Genomic DNA, 15,500 nt, shown 5'->3' with positions numbered 1-15,500 from the left:
TAAGCTGGTTCAACGTCCTGCGGGAGTACGGGGCAGGGGAGACCCCACAGGCGCTTAAGCGCCGAGGAGGCTCCCCGGAACGCCCGCGGATGCTCGCTTCTTGAGCGCAAATCAACAGGCAAGTTTAACACAGCCTTATTTTTTCTATCATTCTATGTACAAGCTAGAAAAAAAAGACCTCAAGAAAAAGCAAAGCTCCAGCGTCTATGTCAGGTCAAAACCCTTTACCATAGAGCTGGAGCTTAATAAAGCTTATGATCTTATTGTTACATTCCTTTGTTTTGCTTCTCTTAACAAAAAAATATACTTAATTTCTGCTATTTTGGTTTGGCAAATTACTTCTTCAGAAGGATCAAAGCTTTTTTCTAAAAGAAATTTTTGACGGTGCCAATCCTCTTTATATTCATTTAACTTCGTAATAAGTCTTTCATCAAACTCTTTTCGAAGCTTTCCGTTACGCCGAAAAAACATGATCGATTCCTCCGGTAATTAGGTTCAGCGATTTAATATCTGTTTGTTTACATTTTTTGTTCTATCAATGAATCTCGCTGACGGAAAGGGTGTTTATAATTCCCTTCTACCCTCTAACGCCTTAGACAAGGTCACCTCGTCTGCATACTCAAGGTCACCGCCAACCGGAAGTCCATGGGCAATTCGTGTGGTTTTAATTCCCGATGGCCTTAACAATCGAGAAATATACATGGCTGTTGCTTCGCCTTCAATATTAGGGTTTGTCGCCAGGATTACTTCCTGGACAGTTTCATCCTGAAGCCGTTTTAGAAGACCCGGGATGTTAATATCCTCAGGGCCAATCCCATCCATAGGAGAAATGGCTCCATGTAATACATGATACAAACCGTTGTATTCCTTCATTTTTTCCATTGCTATGACATCCTTCGGATCTTGAACGACACAGATGATGGTTTTATCCCTGCGCACATCCTCACAAATATAACAAGGATCTTGATCCGTTATATGACCGCAAACAGAGCAATATGTTAAATTCCGTTTTGCATTCACCAATGCTTTAGCAAAATCAAGCACGGTATCTTCTTTCATACTTAAGACAAAAAAAGCCAGACGTGCGGCTGTTTTCGGGCCGATACCTGGCAACTTCATAAAGCTGTCGATCAGCTTCGAAATCGGTTCAGGATAATGCATTATCTATTATTCCCCCTCTTAAAAAGGAAGATTTAATCCTTTTGTAAATTGCCCCATGGTATTGTTTGTAAGTTCTTCTACCTTTTTAAGAGCATCATTTGTAGCAGCTAAAACTAAATCCTGAAGCATTTCAACATCATCGGGATCCACAGCCTCAGGGTTGATTTTCACTTCAACTACTTCTTTATGGCCAGTCATTGTGATCGTAACCATACCGCCGCCGGCTGTACCTTCAATCTTTTGCTCTCCTAATTTTTCTTGAGCTTCACCCATTTGCTTTTGCATTTTTTGCATTTGCTTCATCATATTTTGCATATTACCCATTCCACCACGCATCATGTACATCTACCTCCAATTAGTTAATCAATAATTTCAACAAATTCAGCACCAAACAAATTTTTCGCCTCAGAAATATGAGGTTCTTCTTGGATACTTTCACTGTTTTCTTCATCATCTATATGCTGATTACTTAAGAAGTTTTCACGAATTGTTAGCCACTGGTCTTCCGGCACACCTAAAATGATGAGCTTCTTTCCTGTTAATTCGTATAAAACACTTGAGACTTCATTCAGAAAGCTGTTTTTATCCATGGCCATTTGGCAGTGAATTTCATGTTTAAATTTTAAAATAAAAGCAGTGGATGACGCAGCGACTGGCTCTGCCTCATTCAAAAGGGCTGCATGTGACTTCATTATTCTTGCCCTCATATCGCCCCATTTGCCTTTAATTTGGTTTAGATCATTCTTTGTTGCATTTTTTAAAATTTCATTTATTTTTCCAACTGCCGGCTGGAATCCTTTTCTTGTCGGCCTATGAGCAGGCTTTTGCGGTAAAGAAGCTGCCTCTTGTGTAACCGTTACTCCATGCGCCTTTAGTTGTTCCAATTCATTCTCAAGCTGTTCGATCCGGGCAATCAATTGAGAGTCTTGCGCGGAAGGGAGCTTTTCGGCATGTTGATGTTCAATTTGACATAGTTTTACAATGGCAACCTCAAGGAAAATCCTTGGATTGTTCGTCCAGCGCATTTCCTGCTGTGTCTTATTTAACAACTCAATAAGCTGATAAATTTGGTCAGTTGCAATCGATTCAGCCATGTGGCGAAAATCATCATCAAGCATCACCCGTTCGAGCGACTCTTCAAGATTTGGTGCCGTTTTATGCAACAGCATATCGCGGTAAAATAGGATTAAATCCTCAATAAATCTTGCCGGGTCTTTCCCATGAAAGAGTAGCTCATCTAACGCTTCTAATCCGCTCGCAACATCTTTCTCCTGAAATGCTATCGCTATTTTGGACAAAAAGCCCTGTGAAACTGAACCTGTTACCGTTAACGCATCTTCCTCCGTTACGCGTTCCCCGCTGAATGAAATTGCCTGATCCAGCAAGCTTAGCGCATCACGCATACCCCCATCGGCCGCACGGGCAATAAGCTGGAGTGCTCGTTCATCACAAAGGACCCCTGTTTCTTCAACGATGAGCTTCATGCGATTCACAATCGCCCCCGCTGTAATGCGGCGAAAATCAAAACGCTGACAGCGAGAAATAATCGTAAGCGGGATTTTATGAGGTTCTGTAGTTGCTAAAATAAAGATCACATGCTTAGGCGGTTCTTCTAGTGTTTTTAAGAGAGCATTAAAAGCACTAATGGACAGCATATGCACTTCATCGATGATATAGACTTTATACTTGACTGCCGTTGGGGCGAATTTCACTTTATCAAGAACATCTCGCATTTCTTCGACTCGAGAATTAGATGCAGCATCAAATTCCAATACATCAGAAATTGTTCCGTTTGTTATCCCTTGGCAAGCCGCACATTCATTGCACGGTTCTGAAACTGGAGCATGCTCACAATTTACGGCTTTGGCTAAAATTTTCGCTGCACTTGTTTTTCCCGTTCCTCTTGGTCCGGAAAATAGATAGGCATGTGATATTTTCTCCTGAAGCAGGGCGTTCTGCAATGTCTTGGTTACATGTTCTTGTCCTACAACATCAATAAAGTTCTGCGGACGCCAAACACGATATAAAGCTTGATATGCCAAAACAAAAGCCCCCTTCCGAATTTTCATCTCATTTATTATACTCTATACCGTTTCAATTTTCCAAAATGAATTAAAAAGAAAACAGAAGTTGGACCATTTTGATAAATAAAAAAACCCACCTCTTGTTAGAGATGAGTTTATTTAAGTAATATGTAATAACTGCCGTGCACCTTCCTTCGACTGACGCCCATAAGCGTTACTTAAGCAGTTAGCTCGGCCCAGGCAACCCTGCGGCACATGGGAGCGTCCACTTAATGCTGCTTCCTTCCGGACCTGACATGGTTCATGGATTCCCATTGCGCAGGACCCAGGCGTCAACACCACTTACTTAAGGCAGGCCCTACAGGACATCAGCCTCGGGAAGGGATTCAGCCTCGCTAGAGCGGATTGCGAGTACAGGGCACCGCTACCTCCCCACCTAGCACGGCAAAGTTGATACCAAATGGTAGATACGTCTTATATGACGCTTTTTCAGTATACTAACTTTCCTGAAAAAAATCAATCTTTATCAACTGTCAATTTCTGTAATCTCAACCTACTGTGTTTTTAGCTTTTTTTCTAATTTTTTTCGCTCACGTATCCCGCGGAAAAAATTAGAAAGTAATTGACTGCATTCACTCTCTAATATCCCATCAGTGAGCTCAGATTGATGGTTGAAGCGCTCGTCCTGCAATAGATTCATCAACGTACCGGCACACCCACCCTTGGGATCTGCCGCCCCATAAACAACCCTGCTTACTCTCGATAATAGGATGGCACCTGAACACATAGGACAGGGCTCTAATGTCACGTAAAGGGTGGCGTTTTCTAGTCGCCATGAGCCCATGATTTGGCAGGCTTTCTCAATGGCAAGAAGTTCAGCATGAGCGACGGCATTTTGCTGACTTTCCCGTAAATTATGCGCCCGGGAAATAATTTTTCCATCAATGACTATAACGGCACCAATTGGCACCTCATTTAATTCCTCAGCCTTTTTTGCCTCCCTAATGGCTTCCTTCATAAAATATTCATCTTCACTGAGTTCTAATTCCATATTTAAACCTGCCTTTATTTACGATTCATGTCCATTATAACCTATTTCAGTCCTGACATAAGGACAAGTAATGATTATGACGCTAATGGTTTACTTATTGGCGGTGGGTATGTTTGATTTTTTTCAGAATACATATATAAAGATGAATAAGTGAAAGTGAGGTATGGTATGGATGGTGATTATACATGTTGTAAAAAGCGGAGATACGATTGATCGCCTTGCACAGCAATACGGTGTGAGTACAAATGCGATTGTAAGAGCAAATGGACTAGAAAATCCTAATCAATTAGTGATAGGTTTTGCCCTTATCATTCCGTCGCCATATTTACGTTATACAGTCCGTTCAGGAGACACTTTAGACGCGATCGCAAGGAGGAACGGGACAAATGTGCAAGAACTGATGCAATTAAACCATTTAACTAGTCCCACCTCTATTTATCCGGGGCAGCGTCTGATTATACCTATAATTTCTTATACAGTAAGGTCAGGTGATAATCTTGCCTCTATCGCACGACGGTTCGGTGTTAGTGAACAAGCCATTTTACAAGCAAATGGTTTAACAAATCCTTCCCAAGTTACGGTAGGAAGAACCCTTAGAATTCCTGAAGCGCCGAAACGAACCATTGACGTGAACGCCTTTACAACCGTTTTTGGTCAAGCAGGAGCGCGTGAAGTAAAAGACGTTGCTCACGACTTAACCATTGTGAGTCCATTCGGTTATCGAATGAAAAATGACGGTACCCTTGAACCGCTCGATGATGGACCGACCATTCAAGCTGCCCATAATGGTCATGTTGTTCCAATGATGGCCATCACGAATTTTTCAGCTACTGAAGCAGGTACAACTCTTGCGCACACCATCCTGTCAAATCCTACCCTTTCTGACCGAATTTTAACGAATACTCTTTCAACCATGAGGGCAAAGGGATACAGAGGATTAAATATTGATTTTGAGAATGTATCGCCTGAAGACCGCGAAAACTATAACCGCTTTTTACAAAAAGCAGTTGATTTACTGCATCCAGCCGGCTATTTTGTATCCTCTTCTTTGGCGCCAAAAACAAGTGCGGATCAAAAAGGATTGCTATATGAGGCCCATGATTATCCTGCACATGGCCGTATCCTTGATTTTGTTGTCCTAATGACTTACGAATGGGGCTACCGTTTCGGCCCTCCACAGGCCATTTCTCCTATCAACTTGATTAGAAAAGTTTTAGAATATGCCGTCACAGCCATTCCGAGAAATAAAATTTTGATGGGGTTTCAGGTTTATGCAAGGGATTGGGTACTCCCTCATGTCCAAGGCCGACAAGCAGAAACCTTCGATATGCAGGAAGCTATTAGGAGAGCGACTGAGTATAATGCTGTCATTCAGTACAACGAAACGGCCCAATCACCATTTTTCAGGTATACCGATCGTCAGGGGAAGCAGCATGAAGTATGGTTCGAAGATGCCCGCAGTGCTCAAGCTAAATTTAATCTTATAAAGGAATTTAATTTGAGAGGCGTAAGCTATTGGGTGCTAGGATATCCATTCCCACAAAATTGGACCTTGTTAGAAGATAACTTTATCATAAGGAAAAGATAAAACAAATGTTACCACTACTACTATTCTTACGACAAAAACTGCCCCTCTTCGGCAGTTTTTTCATGTATTTGACAAAATACTCACATCTTCTAAATTTTCCATATCCCTTACCGATATAGAGTATGATAAAATATTCTTTGCGTCTTAGAAAAGCGGAAGGCGCTGGGCGCCTGGAGCTGGACAATTCTCGAAGTCCAATGATTCTAATAATATAAGAAAAAGGTTTATAACTAGTACCATACGAATAGTATAAATCTAATTGATCATAGAGAGTACAGGCCGTTGGAGAAAGGGGAGCAACAACATGGGTGGTACACCCTTTATTACTGTTGAAGGGCCGATAGGTGTTGGGAAAACATCTCTCGCAAAGGCCATTTCGGACCATTTTAATTTTGCTTTATTAAAAGAGATTGTCGATGAAAATCCATTTTTAGGGAAGTTTTATGAAAATATTGAGGAATGGAGCTTCCAAACAGAGATGTTTTTCCTTTGCAATCGTTATAAGCAATTAGGGGATATTAATACCCATTACTTAAGCAAACATCAATCTGTAGTGGCCGACTATCATATTTTTAAAAACTTGATTTTTGCACAACGAACGTTAAATCACGAAGAGTATCAAAAATATTATAAAATTTATCAGATATTAACTGCTGATATGCCAAAACCAAATGTCATTATTTATTTACATGCTAGCCTTGATACTCTTTTAAAACGAATTAAAATAAGAGGGCGTGAACTCGAGAAAAACATCAGCCCATTATATTTAGAACAGTTATCCATTGACTATGAGGAAACCATAACAAGTTTCGCGCAGCTTCATCCCGACATCCCGGTTCTACGTTTTAACGGCGATGAATTGGATTTTGTGAACAACGAACAGGATTTGAACCATATTATTGAAAAGCTTTCATTAACATTAAAATCAAACAGCTGGAGCAACACTTTATAGAAACAGGGGGATTTCGTTGAGTATCGTTATTGGTGGAATGATTGGTTTAGGCAAGACAAGTGTGGCCGATACTTTGAATGCACACTTTAGACATAAGGGAATTGACAGTAAAGTTTTTTATGAAGTGGTGGATGATAATCCGATTCTTCCGCTTTATTATGAGCTTACACCTGAAGAGCTAGATGCAAAAAGAATTCCCTTTCTCTTACAGTTATTTTTCTTAAATAAACGCTTCAAAACCGTAAAAGACTGTATCAACTGGCACGAGCCTATCTTTACGATTCAAGATCGTTCTATTTACGAAGATTGGTATTTTGCTTATGTAAATAAAAAACTAGGCAGAATTTCTGACCTTGAATTCAAAATTTATGAAGACCTAGTCGATAATATGATGGAAGAGCTAAGTCAACTTCCTAAGAAGGCTCCGGATTTAATGGTTTATTTAAAGGGATCATTTGATACTGTGGTTGACCGCATCATGGCACGCGGCCGCAGCTTTGAAATTAATCCTGAACTGAAAGAATATTACTTTGAAGTTTGGAAGGGCTATGACGAATGGGTCATCGAACATTACAATGCCAGTGAAGTGTTAATTGTCGATATGGATACTACTGATGTCGTAAATAACGACCTCGATGCCGAGCGAGTTTGCCGCGAGGTAGAAGAAAAGCTAAATGAAATTTTAAATAGATCAAAAGCACATATTGGTTAAGCCAATATGTGTTTTTTATTAGAAAAGCGCAAGCGCCTGCTTCTTTATCTTTTCAAAAAAAAATTCGCCGCAATCTCTTGCGGCGAATTTCAATCTCCAGTTTTATGCGCGATATTAAAAATATTGTTATGGCGGAGGAAGAGGGATTCGAACCCCCGCGCGGTTTAACCCGCCTGTCGGTTTTCAAGACCGATCCCTTCAGCCGGACTTGGGTATTCCTCCATGACAACAAATGATAATTTATCACATAATGCTTTGGATGTCAAACGTTATTAAAAATAAATTCCGGACGGGATTTTTTCCGCCCGGAAATTTGTTTTTTTAGAACGGTTTAATGACCTCACGGTTACCCATATAAGGTCGCAGTACGGTTGGAATCACAACACTGCCATCGGCCTGCTGATAATTTTCCAAAATTGCGGCAACCGTACGGCCAATAGCAAGTCCTGATCCATTTAAGGTATGAACATGCTCAGGTTTTGCTTTTAGATCGCGACGGAAGCGAATATTAGCCCGTCGTGCTTGGAAGGCCTCAAAATTACTGCAAGAAGAAATTTCTCGGTACATCCCATAGCTTGGGATCCAAACTTCAATATCATACTTTTTGGCAGCCGTGAAACCAAGGTCACCCGTGCACATGCTTAAGACTCGATAAGGGAGTTCTAATAATTGCAAAACTCGCTCTGCATCATTTGTCAGTTTTTCAAGCTCTTCGTAAGAATCCTCTGGCTTTACAAATTTAACAAGCTCCACTTTATTAAACTGATGTTGACGAATCAAGCCACGTGTATCACGCCCTGCAGACCCCGCCTCAGAACGGAAACATGCACTATAGGCAGCATAACGAATAGGAAGCTCCTCACCGGTTAAAATTTCATCACGATACAGGTTAGTGACGGGTACTTCCGCTGTTGGAATTAAGAAATAATCTTCACTTTCAATCAAAAAGGCATCCTCTTCGAATTTTGGTAACTGACCTGTTCCCGTCATGCTGGCACGATTCACCATGTAAGGCGGAAGAACCTCTGTATAGCCGTGCTCATCGACATGGAGGTCAAGCATAAAGCTGATTAACGCACGCTCAAGGCGGGCTCCAAGGCCTTTATAAAAAACAAAGCGGCTCCCAGTAACCTTCCCTGCTCGTTCAAAATCTAGTATTCCTAAATGGTCGGCAAGATCCCAGTGCGGTTTTGCTTCAAAGGCAAACTCACGAACCTGACCCCATTTCCTTATTTCAACATTATCATCCTCAGATTCGCCAACAGGGACGCTTTCATGTGGGATATTAGGAATGCTTAGCAATAATAACTCAAGGGTTTCTTCTACACCTCGAAGCTCATCATCAAGTACTTTAATACGGTCGCCCACTTCACGCATTTCTTGAATCAGATGATCGGCATCTTGTTTTTCCCGCTTTAGGACAGCTACTTGCTGAGAAACCTCATTTCTTCGGCTTTTTAATTGCTCAGACTCCACGATTAATTCGCGTCTTTTTACATCAAGCTCTTCAAACTTTCCTAAATCAGTTAAATCCTCACCACGATGCTGCAGCTTCTCTTTCACTTCAGCAAAATTTGCTCTTAAATATTTTAAATCCAACATAGCTTTGACAACTCCTTTTTAAAAATAAAAAACTCCCGTCCCCAAAACAGGGACGAGAGTTACCCGCGTTACCACCCTGGTTGACAGAACAATCTGTCCACCTTGAAAAAATTTAACGGTTTTACCGAAAGTACTTACTAACTTCAAAAAGAAGCGTTCCGTACCTTGCTCGAGGATGGATTCACAAGTATCAAACACCGGTTTCCACCAGCCACCGGCTCTCTTTAGAATGAGTATCCTGTTACTAATTCCTCTCATTGCTTTTTCATTATGAATATTTATATTTAAGTTACTATAATTATGGTCCAATTGCAACCAAATTATGCAAGTTTCTTTTGCTTTGCTTCTTTTACCATCTCGATAAAGTATGCAGTAAGTTGATGGTTGTCCGTTAGCTCAGGATGAAAGGAGCAGCCAAGAAATTGACCTTCCCGTGCCGCAACAATGCGGTCATCATGCTTTGCTAGGATTTCCACATCAGGTCCTGCATCCACAATATGCGGCGCACGAATAAACACCGCAGGGAAATTCCCTACTACATCCTTAATATCGAGGTCGGCCTCGAAGCTGTCTACCTGGCGTCCAAAGGAATTACGTTCAACCGTAACGTCCATCACACCGATATGAGGCTCCTTGTAACCAACAACATTTTTAGCAATCAGAATGAGGCCAGCGCATGTCCCAAACATCGGTTTTCCCGCGCGGGCAAATTCCTTTAGTGCATCCATAAAATCATATTTATCAATCAAACGCCGCATTGTCGTGCTTTCGCCGCCAGGGAGAACAAGGCCATCCACCTCTTCTAGCTGTTCTTTGTGTTTGATGGCAACGGCTTCTACACCACATGCTTCAACCGATTGGATGTGTTCACGTACTGCCCCTTGTAAGGCAAGCACCCCTACTTTCACCATAGAAATTACTCCTTGTCCAGCCATCGCGGCTCGTCTTATGCTTGTCGCCCCTGACCGAGGCGCTTCCGCTTTTCTTCCTGTCTAGCTCCAGGTGCCATCGGCTCGAGGCACAAGCCAATCCGTCAAGAAGGTTAAAAGGCAACTTTCATGCCGGCTCGTCTTGTGCTTGTCGCCGATAAGCGGGCGCCTTCCGCTTTTCTTTTTACCAGCCGCGTTCCTGCATGCGGTCTTTGGCAGCCAATGATGAAATTTCAATTCCCTTCATTGGTGTTCCAAGATTTTTTGAAAGCTCAGCAATTAGTTTGTAATCTTGATAATGGGTCGTTGCTTCAACAATTGCTTTTGCAAACAAAGCAGGGTTTTCGGATTTGAAAATACCAGAACCAACAAATACCCCATCAGCTCCTAATTGCATCATAAGAGCGGCATCAGCTGGTGTAGCAACTCCGCCTGCTGCGAAGTTTACCACTGGAAGACGGCCTAAACGTTTGATTTCAAGTAAAGTTTCATATGGTGCACCTAGTAGCTTTGCTTCTGTCATTAACTCATCTTCGTTCATCGCAACAACTTTACGTACTTGAGCATTTACCTTACGCATGTGGCGAACAGCCTCAACGATGTTCCCAGTACCTGGTTCACCCTTCGTACGAAGCATGGAAGCGCCTTCTCCAATCCTGCGAGCAGCTTCGCCTAAGTCACGGCAGCCACAAACAAATGGAACAGTATATTCCTTCTTGTTTAAGTGGAATTCTTCGTCAGCAGGTGTTAATACTTCACTTTCATCGATATAGTCAACACCCATCGCTTCTAGCACACGTGCCTCGACAATGTGACCAATTCTTGCTTTCGCCATAACAGGGATACTTACAGCATTTAATACCTCTTCTACAATTCGTGGATCAGCCATTCTTGCAACTCCGCCTGCAGCACGAATATCTGATGGGACACGCTCTAGTGCCATAACGGCTACTGCGCCGGCCTCCTCAGCAATTTTTGCCTGTTCTGCATTAACAACGTCCATAATGACGCCACCCTTTTGCATTTCAGCCATTCCACGTTTTACACGATCCGTACCAGTTTTCATAGTAATTCCTCCTATTGAGCCGATTTTAATAATGTTTTGATAAATTAAACAACAATCTAAACAACAATCAGGAAATCTTTACCTATTCAGTCGGAATTAAATTAATTTTTCCCACAAATTAAAATAAACAACAAAAAGGGGTTCATGTCAAGACATGAACCCTTTTTAAAAGTGGCTATTTCTAGAACCATCCTTTAACGGTATGGCCGATACTGTGCCCAACATTCCCGAAAAAGCCGCCGATTCCACGCATCATAAGAACGAACCAATTTGCTTTTTCAACATCCTGTGCAGCGATGACATCTACTTGTGCTTCTTCCCCTGTAAGATAGCTTAGTTTTTCGCCATTTTTCGGTACAAGTGTCACATAGCCGACTTTGTCGCCTTTTTTAATTGGGGCCATTAATGCGCCATTTTTATCTACTTTATTTTTATCCAAAACTAAAACAGGCTTATAATTATTCTTATCACCATTTAAAGTGTCTATGTTCACCGCTGTTTTTGTATAAATTTTCACTTGCTTCGCTTTTCCGCTGGTCACAGGGACCGTCTCATTACCTTTTATAACATAATGCTGCGGTAATACCTCTTCTTTTGAAAAATTAGAAAAAGCGAAATCCATCATTTTGCGTGTTTCGTCAAAGCGTGCTTTATATGTACTTTGACCATTTGCTTCTTTTGCATTTTGGACAACAGTAATATACCTTTTGCCATCACGCATAGCTGTTCCTGTAAAACAGTTACCTGCCAAATCAGTATGTCCTGTTTTAAGCCCTTCCATTCCTTGATAACTATATACTAAGCTTGGTAGCATCCAGTTCCAGTTATCCATTTTTATCTGATCGGTTGTTCCACCTCTAAACATCATAGTAGGGGTGCTAGCGGTCTTAAGGACTTCTGGGAAATCATTGATTAAGTGAAAGGCTAACGTTGCTACAGAACGAGCAGACATCAAGTTTTCATCCTCAGCACTACCTGTTGGCTGCATGCCATTGTAGTCCTTATTACTTAAACCAGTCGAATTGACAAATTTATAATCCTTTAATCCTAATTTATTGGCTGTGTCATTCATCATTTTTACAAAGTTTGCTTCTGTGCCTGCTAATACTTCTGCAAGGGCAATGGTTGCGCCATTAGCAGAATAAATAGCCATAGCATCATATAATTCTTTTACCTTGTACTTACCATCACGGCGCAGCGGTACATTGGATAAAGTTTTATTTTGCGAAATTTTATACACTGTATCACTAACTGTATATTCTTGATCCCATTTCACTTTGCCTTCTTTAATGGCATTCAGCAAAATATATTCCGTCATCATTTTTGACATACTGGCAATACCCAGCATACTATCTGCATTTTGTTCAAATAAAACCTGACCTGTTTTTCCATCAACAAGAATGGCACTATCACCATTGATTTTAAATGCCGTATCTGCTTTTGCTTGACCTAATCCGGCAAATAGGCTAAAAAACATCACCATTGCCAAAATTCCAGCAATATATTTTTGCGAAAAAAATTTGTTCACTGTAACGCCCTCCAAGTATTAATACACTTTGGTTATTTTAACACAATATCTATAGCGATGCATAGAGCAAGTCTAGGCTCATTCTTTTTCCAAATCTATCAGTTTTTCAAAAAATAATAGATCTTTTTTCATATAAAAGAGTGGGCTTGCTGTTCGATTCCAAAAGAAAAAGCAGAGAAGATTTTTGCTTCTCTGCTTGTCATTTTATGATAAGGAGTAGTTTGGAGCCTCTTTTGTAATTTGAACATCATGCGGGTGACTTTCCCTTAGACCTGCTCCGGTCATCCTAATAAATTGTGCCTTTTCTCTTAATTCATAAAGGTCCTTAGTACCACAATACCCCATGCCGGCACGAAGACCGCCGATTAACTGGTAAACAGTTTCAGCCAAAGGTCCTTTATAAGGCAGACGCCCTTCAATTCCTTCTGGCACAAACTTTTTATTTTCCTCTTGGAAATAACGGTCCTTTGAGCCTTTCTCCATCGCCGCAACTGATCCCATTCCACGATACACTTTAAAGCGACGCCCTTGGAAGATCTCTGTTTCACCTGGACTTTCAGAAACTCCTGCAAGTAAGCTTCCAAGCATAACAGCATGCCCACCAGATGCCAGTGCCTTTACGATATCGCCGGAATATTTAATTCCACCATCAGCAATAATTGTCTTTCCATGTTTTTTTGCTTCTGTTGCACAATCATATATAGCAGTAATTTGTGGAACACCTACGCCTGCAACCACTCTTGTCGTACAAATAGAACCAGGACCAATTCCTACTTTGACTACATCGGCTCCTGCTTCAATAAGATGCTTTGTAGCTTCAGCTGTTGCCACGTTACCAGCAATAATCGTTAAGCTTGGATAAGTATTTCTAATTTCTTTAACGACATCATAGACCCCTTTTGAATGACCATGAGCTGTATCAACAACTATAACGTCCACATTTGCTTTCACAAGCGCTTCGACCCGCATCATCGTGTCTTTGGTTACCCCTACAGCTGCGCCGGCTAATAAACGGCCCTGATGGTCTTTAGCAGCGTTAGGAAATTCAATTACCTTTTCAATGTCCTTAATTGTGATAAGGCCTTTTAATACCCCTTGCTCATCTACAAGAGGGAGCTTTTCAATTTTATATTTTTGAAGGATTTCTTCTGCTTCTTTTAACGTTGTGCCAACTGGCGCAGTAACAAGATCTTCTTTTGTCATGACATCAGAAATTTTAAAAGAATAGTCCTGATCTTGAATAAAGCGAAGGTCCCTGTTAGTAATAATTCCGACAAGCTTTTGTTCTTCCATGTTATTGACGATTGGCACACCAGAAATTCGATATTTTCCCATTAAATGCTCTGCATCAAATACTTGATGCTCTGGAGTTAAAAAGAATGGATCGGTAATAACCCCACTTTCCGAACGCTTAACCTTTTCTACCTGCTCAGCCTGCTGATCAATTGTCATATTTTTGTGGATGATTCCTAAACCACCTTGTCGAGCCATGGCGATTGCCATTTCCGACTCCGTTACTGTGTCCATCCCCGCACTAATAATAGGAATACCAAGTTTTACAGTATTAGACAATTGAACTTGAAGATTAACATCACGAGGCAAAACCTCTGACTTACCAGGAATTAGTAACACATCATCAAACGTTAATCCTTCTTTAACAAATTTACTTTCCCACATTATAAAAGGCCTCCAGGAGAAAAATTTTTATTTGTAGGTTAACAATTGGATAAAATACTGTCAAGAGAAAATTAGATGTTAGATTTTTCAGAATAGGGTGATTTTATGTTTCAGGGCTGGAAAAGCTATAGTTGTTTTTATTCTGCTGAGTATTGTCAGTTATTTTTAAAAAGTCATTATCAAACGTTTAACATTGAAAATCCGGAGCAAAAAAGCTATGGAAACAGCTATGCCTTTCTTTATTATCTTGAACATGGTCAAATTTATTACGAACAAGCTGAGAAATCTCCGCTTATATTAAAACCCATTCTTCTTTTTTACGGACTAGTTCATTTAATTAAAGCATGTATACTCACCATTGACCCTTTCTATCCGGAAACCACTGCCGTTTTGGCCCATGGAGTTTCAACTAGAAAAAGAAAAAAGCAAAATTATCAATTCTTTCAGGATGAGGTTAAATTTCAAAAAAATGGACTTTTCCCATTTATGTCAGAAAGGATGTTTCACATAAAACACCTAGAAGGGGAAAAAGTCATCATGGAGGACTTGCTTCAACTCATACCTGAATTAGATGAATTATTTTTCCGATTAGAGGGGAAAAAAACATTTACAAAAATACTTACTGATGGTGAAAAATTTATAATTCCTGAAGAAGTTTTAGATCAGTATCATATGACAGCAAATCGATTTAAAGAATTTATTACTTCAAAATTTGAAAGACCCATTGATTTTTCAAGTGAAGGCTTAACCTTTACAATGGACGCTCAAGCACTAAAAGGCACGTCCCCTATAAAATATCATCTTGAGGACGGATGTCATTCCTTGCCCACGAGAAAGAGCAATTGGTTGCATTTCCCGGAGCTGCTAATCCACTATTTGATTCTTTATAATCTTAGTATGATTGCCCGATATGAAACGGAGTGGTGGAGTGATTTAACAAAAACGATGCCAAATAAAGACTTTCCTTTTATTCAATCCTTTTTAGAGATTACATTACGAAAAGGTCCATTTTTAATTTATCAGTATTTAATGGGGTGAATTTTCCAAACAATATGGTTGATTTTTTAATTCGTATATCTAATCTCTGAATTGAGAGTTTATTTTTCTGAAAATAGTGGTCAACAGTAAAAATAAATATAGATCCTAGTGAAGTTAGATTTTTTTTATTAAAATGCTAAGTTGATTTTTAACTTAAAAATAAAGCCACATT

The 15,500-nt window shown here is 40.4% G+C and carries 14 protein-coding genes, 1 tRNA gene, 1 other RNA gene and 1 other annotated feature; of the genes, 4 read left to right on the top strand and 12 right to left on the bottom strand.

Translation table 11 applies throughout. The features are described 5' to 3' along the window. Positions 1–252: 252 nt before the first annotated feature. From BN1082_RS26420 to tadA, 6 genes are all read right to left on the bottom strand, one after another. Positions 253–471: a YaaL family protein gene (locus BN1082_RS26420; RefSeq protein WP_090640369.1), complete on the bottom strand. Its 219-nt coding sequence runs from the start codon at positions 469–471 to the stop codon at positions 253–255. Positions 472–564: 93 nt separating this feature from the next. Continuing rightward, positions 565–1,161 (bottom strand): recombination mediator RecR, encoded by a 597-nt coding sequence (gene recR / locus BN1082_RS26415; RefSeq protein WP_090640366.1) that lies wholly within the window; start codon positions 1,159–1,161, stop codon positions 565–567. Between the two features lie 18 nt (positions 1,162–1,179). Then, positions 1,180–1,500 (bottom strand): YbaB/EbfC family nucleoid-associated protein, encoded by a 321-nt coding sequence (locus BN1082_RS26410; protein ID WP_176699962.1) that lies wholly within the window; start codon positions 1,498–1,500, stop codon positions 1,180–1,182. Positions 1,501–1,520: 20 nt separating this feature from the next. After that, positions 1,521–3,203, bottom strand: a complete 1,683-nt coding sequence (gene dnaX / locus BN1082_RS26405) for a DNA polymerase III subunit gamma/tau (protein WP_090640364.1) — start codon at positions 3,201–3,203, stop codon at positions 1,521–1,523. A gap of 162 nt (positions 3,204–3,365) precedes the next feature. Continuing rightward, positions 3,366–3,630: signal recognition particle sRNA large type (gene ffs, locus BN1082_RS26400), an RNA gene on the bottom strand. Positions 3,631–3,738: 108 nt separating this feature from the next. Continuing rightward, positions 3,739–4,236, bottom strand: a complete 498-nt coding sequence (gene tadA / locus BN1082_RS26395; RefSeq protein WP_090640360.1) for a tRNA adenosine(34) deaminase TadA — start codon at positions 4,234–4,236, stop codon at positions 3,739–3,741. A 175-nt stretch (positions 4,237–4,411) separates the two neighbouring features. Between tadA and BN1082_RS26390 the strand changes: the two genes are divergently transcribed. From BN1082_RS26390 to BN1082_RS26380, 3 genes are all read left to right on the top strand, one after another. Further along, on the top strand, positions 4,412–5,824 hold the full coding sequence (locus BN1082_RS26390; RefSeq protein ID WP_090640372.1) for a LysM peptidoglycan-binding domain-containing protein: 1,413 nt from the start codon (positions 4,412–4,414) through the stop codon (positions 5,822–5,824). Positions 5,825–6,128: 304 nt separating this feature from the next. Further along, entirely contained in the window at positions 6,129–6,776 is a 648-nt protein-coding gene (locus BN1082_RS26385) for a deoxynucleoside kinase (RefSeq protein WP_090640358.1), read from the top strand. Positions 6,777–6,792: 16 nt separating this feature from the next. Continuing rightward, the gene (locus BN1082_RS26380) at positions 6,793–7,488 is read left to right on the top strand and encodes a deoxynucleoside kinase (RefSeq protein WP_090640355.1); all 696 of its coding nucleotides are present in this window, start codon (positions 6,793–6,795) and stop codon (positions 7,486–7,488) included. Positions 7,489–7,617: 129 nt separating this feature from the next. On the opposite strand, the gene BN1082_RS26375 is transcribed toward BN1082_RS26380, so the two are convergent. From BN1082_RS26375 to guaB, 6 genes are all read right to left on the bottom strand, one after another. Next, a tRNA-Ser gene (locus BN1082_RS26375) sits at positions 7,618–7,710 on the bottom strand. 99 nt (positions 7,711–7,809) lie between these two features. Then, complete coding sequence (gene serS / locus BN1082_RS26370; protein WP_090640352.1) at positions 7,810–9,090, bottom strand: serine--tRNA ligase; 1,281 nt, start codon at positions 9,088–9,090, stop codon at positions 7,810–7,812. Between the two features lie 45 nt (positions 9,091–9,135). After that, positions 9,136–9,357 (bottom strand) — a binding site (T-box leader). Positions 9,358–9,410: 53 nt separating this feature from the next. Then, positions 9,411–10,001: a pyridoxal 5'-phosphate synthase glutaminase subunit PdxT gene (gene pdxT / locus BN1082_RS26360; protein WP_090640346.1), complete on the bottom strand. Its 591-nt coding sequence runs from the start codon at positions 9,999–10,001 to the stop codon at positions 9,411–9,413. A gap of 202 nt (positions 10,002–10,203) precedes the next feature. Then, on the bottom strand, positions 10,204–11,085 hold the full coding sequence (gene pdxS / locus BN1082_RS26355) for a pyridoxal 5'-phosphate synthase lyase subunit PdxS (RefSeq protein WP_090640343.1): 882 nt from the start codon (positions 11,083–11,085) through the stop codon (positions 10,204–10,206). 181 nt (positions 11,086–11,266) lie between these two features. Continuing rightward, complete coding sequence (locus BN1082_RS26350) at positions 11,267–12,568, bottom strand: serine hydrolase (protein WP_176699964.1); 1,302 nt, start codon at positions 12,566–12,568, stop codon at positions 11,267–11,269. A gap of 249 nt (positions 12,569–12,817) precedes the next feature. Continuing rightward, positions 12,818–14,290, bottom strand: a complete 1,473-nt coding sequence (gene guaB / locus BN1082_RS26345; RefSeq protein ID WP_090640339.1) for an IMP dehydrogenase — start codon at positions 14,288–14,290, stop codon at positions 12,818–12,820. 105 nt (positions 14,291–14,395) lie between these two features. Here guaB and BN1082_RS26340 point away from each other — a divergent pair, with 105 nt between their 5' ends. Beyond that, complete coding sequence (locus BN1082_RS26340; protein WP_090640337.1) at positions 14,396–15,328, top strand: YaaC family protein; 933 nt, start codon at positions 14,396–14,398, stop codon at positions 15,326–15,328. Positions 15,329–15,500: the final 172 nt, after the last annotated feature.

Source organism: Neobacillus massiliamazoniensis, assembly GCF_001048695.1.
Lineage (GTDB): Bacteria > Bacillota > Bacilli > Bacillales > Cytobacillaceae > Neobacillus > Neobacillus massiliamazoniensis.
Note: the sequence above shows the minus strand (reverse complement) of the source record. Positions and strands in the feature narration are given on the sequence as shown.

Coding starts and splice junctions, on each gene's coding strand:
- BN1082_RS26350 (WP_176699964.1), bottom strand. CDS start 12,568: ATGGTGATGTTTTTTAGCCTATTTGCCGGATTAGGTCAAGCAAAAGCA.
- serS (WP_090640352.1), bottom strand. CDS start 9,090: ATGTTGGATTTAAAATATTTAAGAGCAAATTTTGCTGAAGTGAAAGAG.
- BN1082_RS26410 (WP_176699962.1), bottom strand. CDS start 1,500: ATGATGCGTGGTGGAATGGGTAATATGCAAAATATGATGAAGCAAATG.
- guaB (WP_090640339.1), bottom strand. CDS start 14,290: ATGTGGGAAAGTAAATTTGTTAAAGAAGGATTAACGTTTGATGATGTG.
- pdxS (WP_090640343.1), bottom strand. CDS start 11,085: ATGAAAACTGGTACGGATCGTGTAAAACGTGGAATGGCTGAAATGCAA.
- recR (WP_090640366.1), bottom strand. CDS start 1,161: ATGCATTATCCTGAACCGATTTCGAAGCTGATCGACAGCTTTATGAAG.
- BN1082_RS26420 (WP_090640369.1), bottom strand. CDS start 471: ATGTTTTTTCGGCGTAACGGAAAGCTTCGAAAAGAGTTTGATGAAAGA.
- tadA (WP_090640360.1), bottom strand. CDS start 4,236: ATGGAATTAGAACTCAGTGAAGATGAATATTTTATGAAGGAAGCCATT.
- BN1082_RS26340 (WP_090640337.1), top strand. CDS start 14,396: ATGTTTCAGGGCTGGAAAAGCTATAGTTGTTTTTATTCTGCTGAGTAT.
- pdxT (WP_090640346.1), bottom strand. CDS start 10,001: ATGGTGAAAGTAGGGGTGCTTGCCTTACAAGGGGCAGTACGTGAACAC.
- BN1082_RS26385 (WP_090640358.1), top strand. CDS start 6,129: ATGGGTGGTACACCCTTTATTACTGTTGAAGGGCCGATAGGTGTTGGG.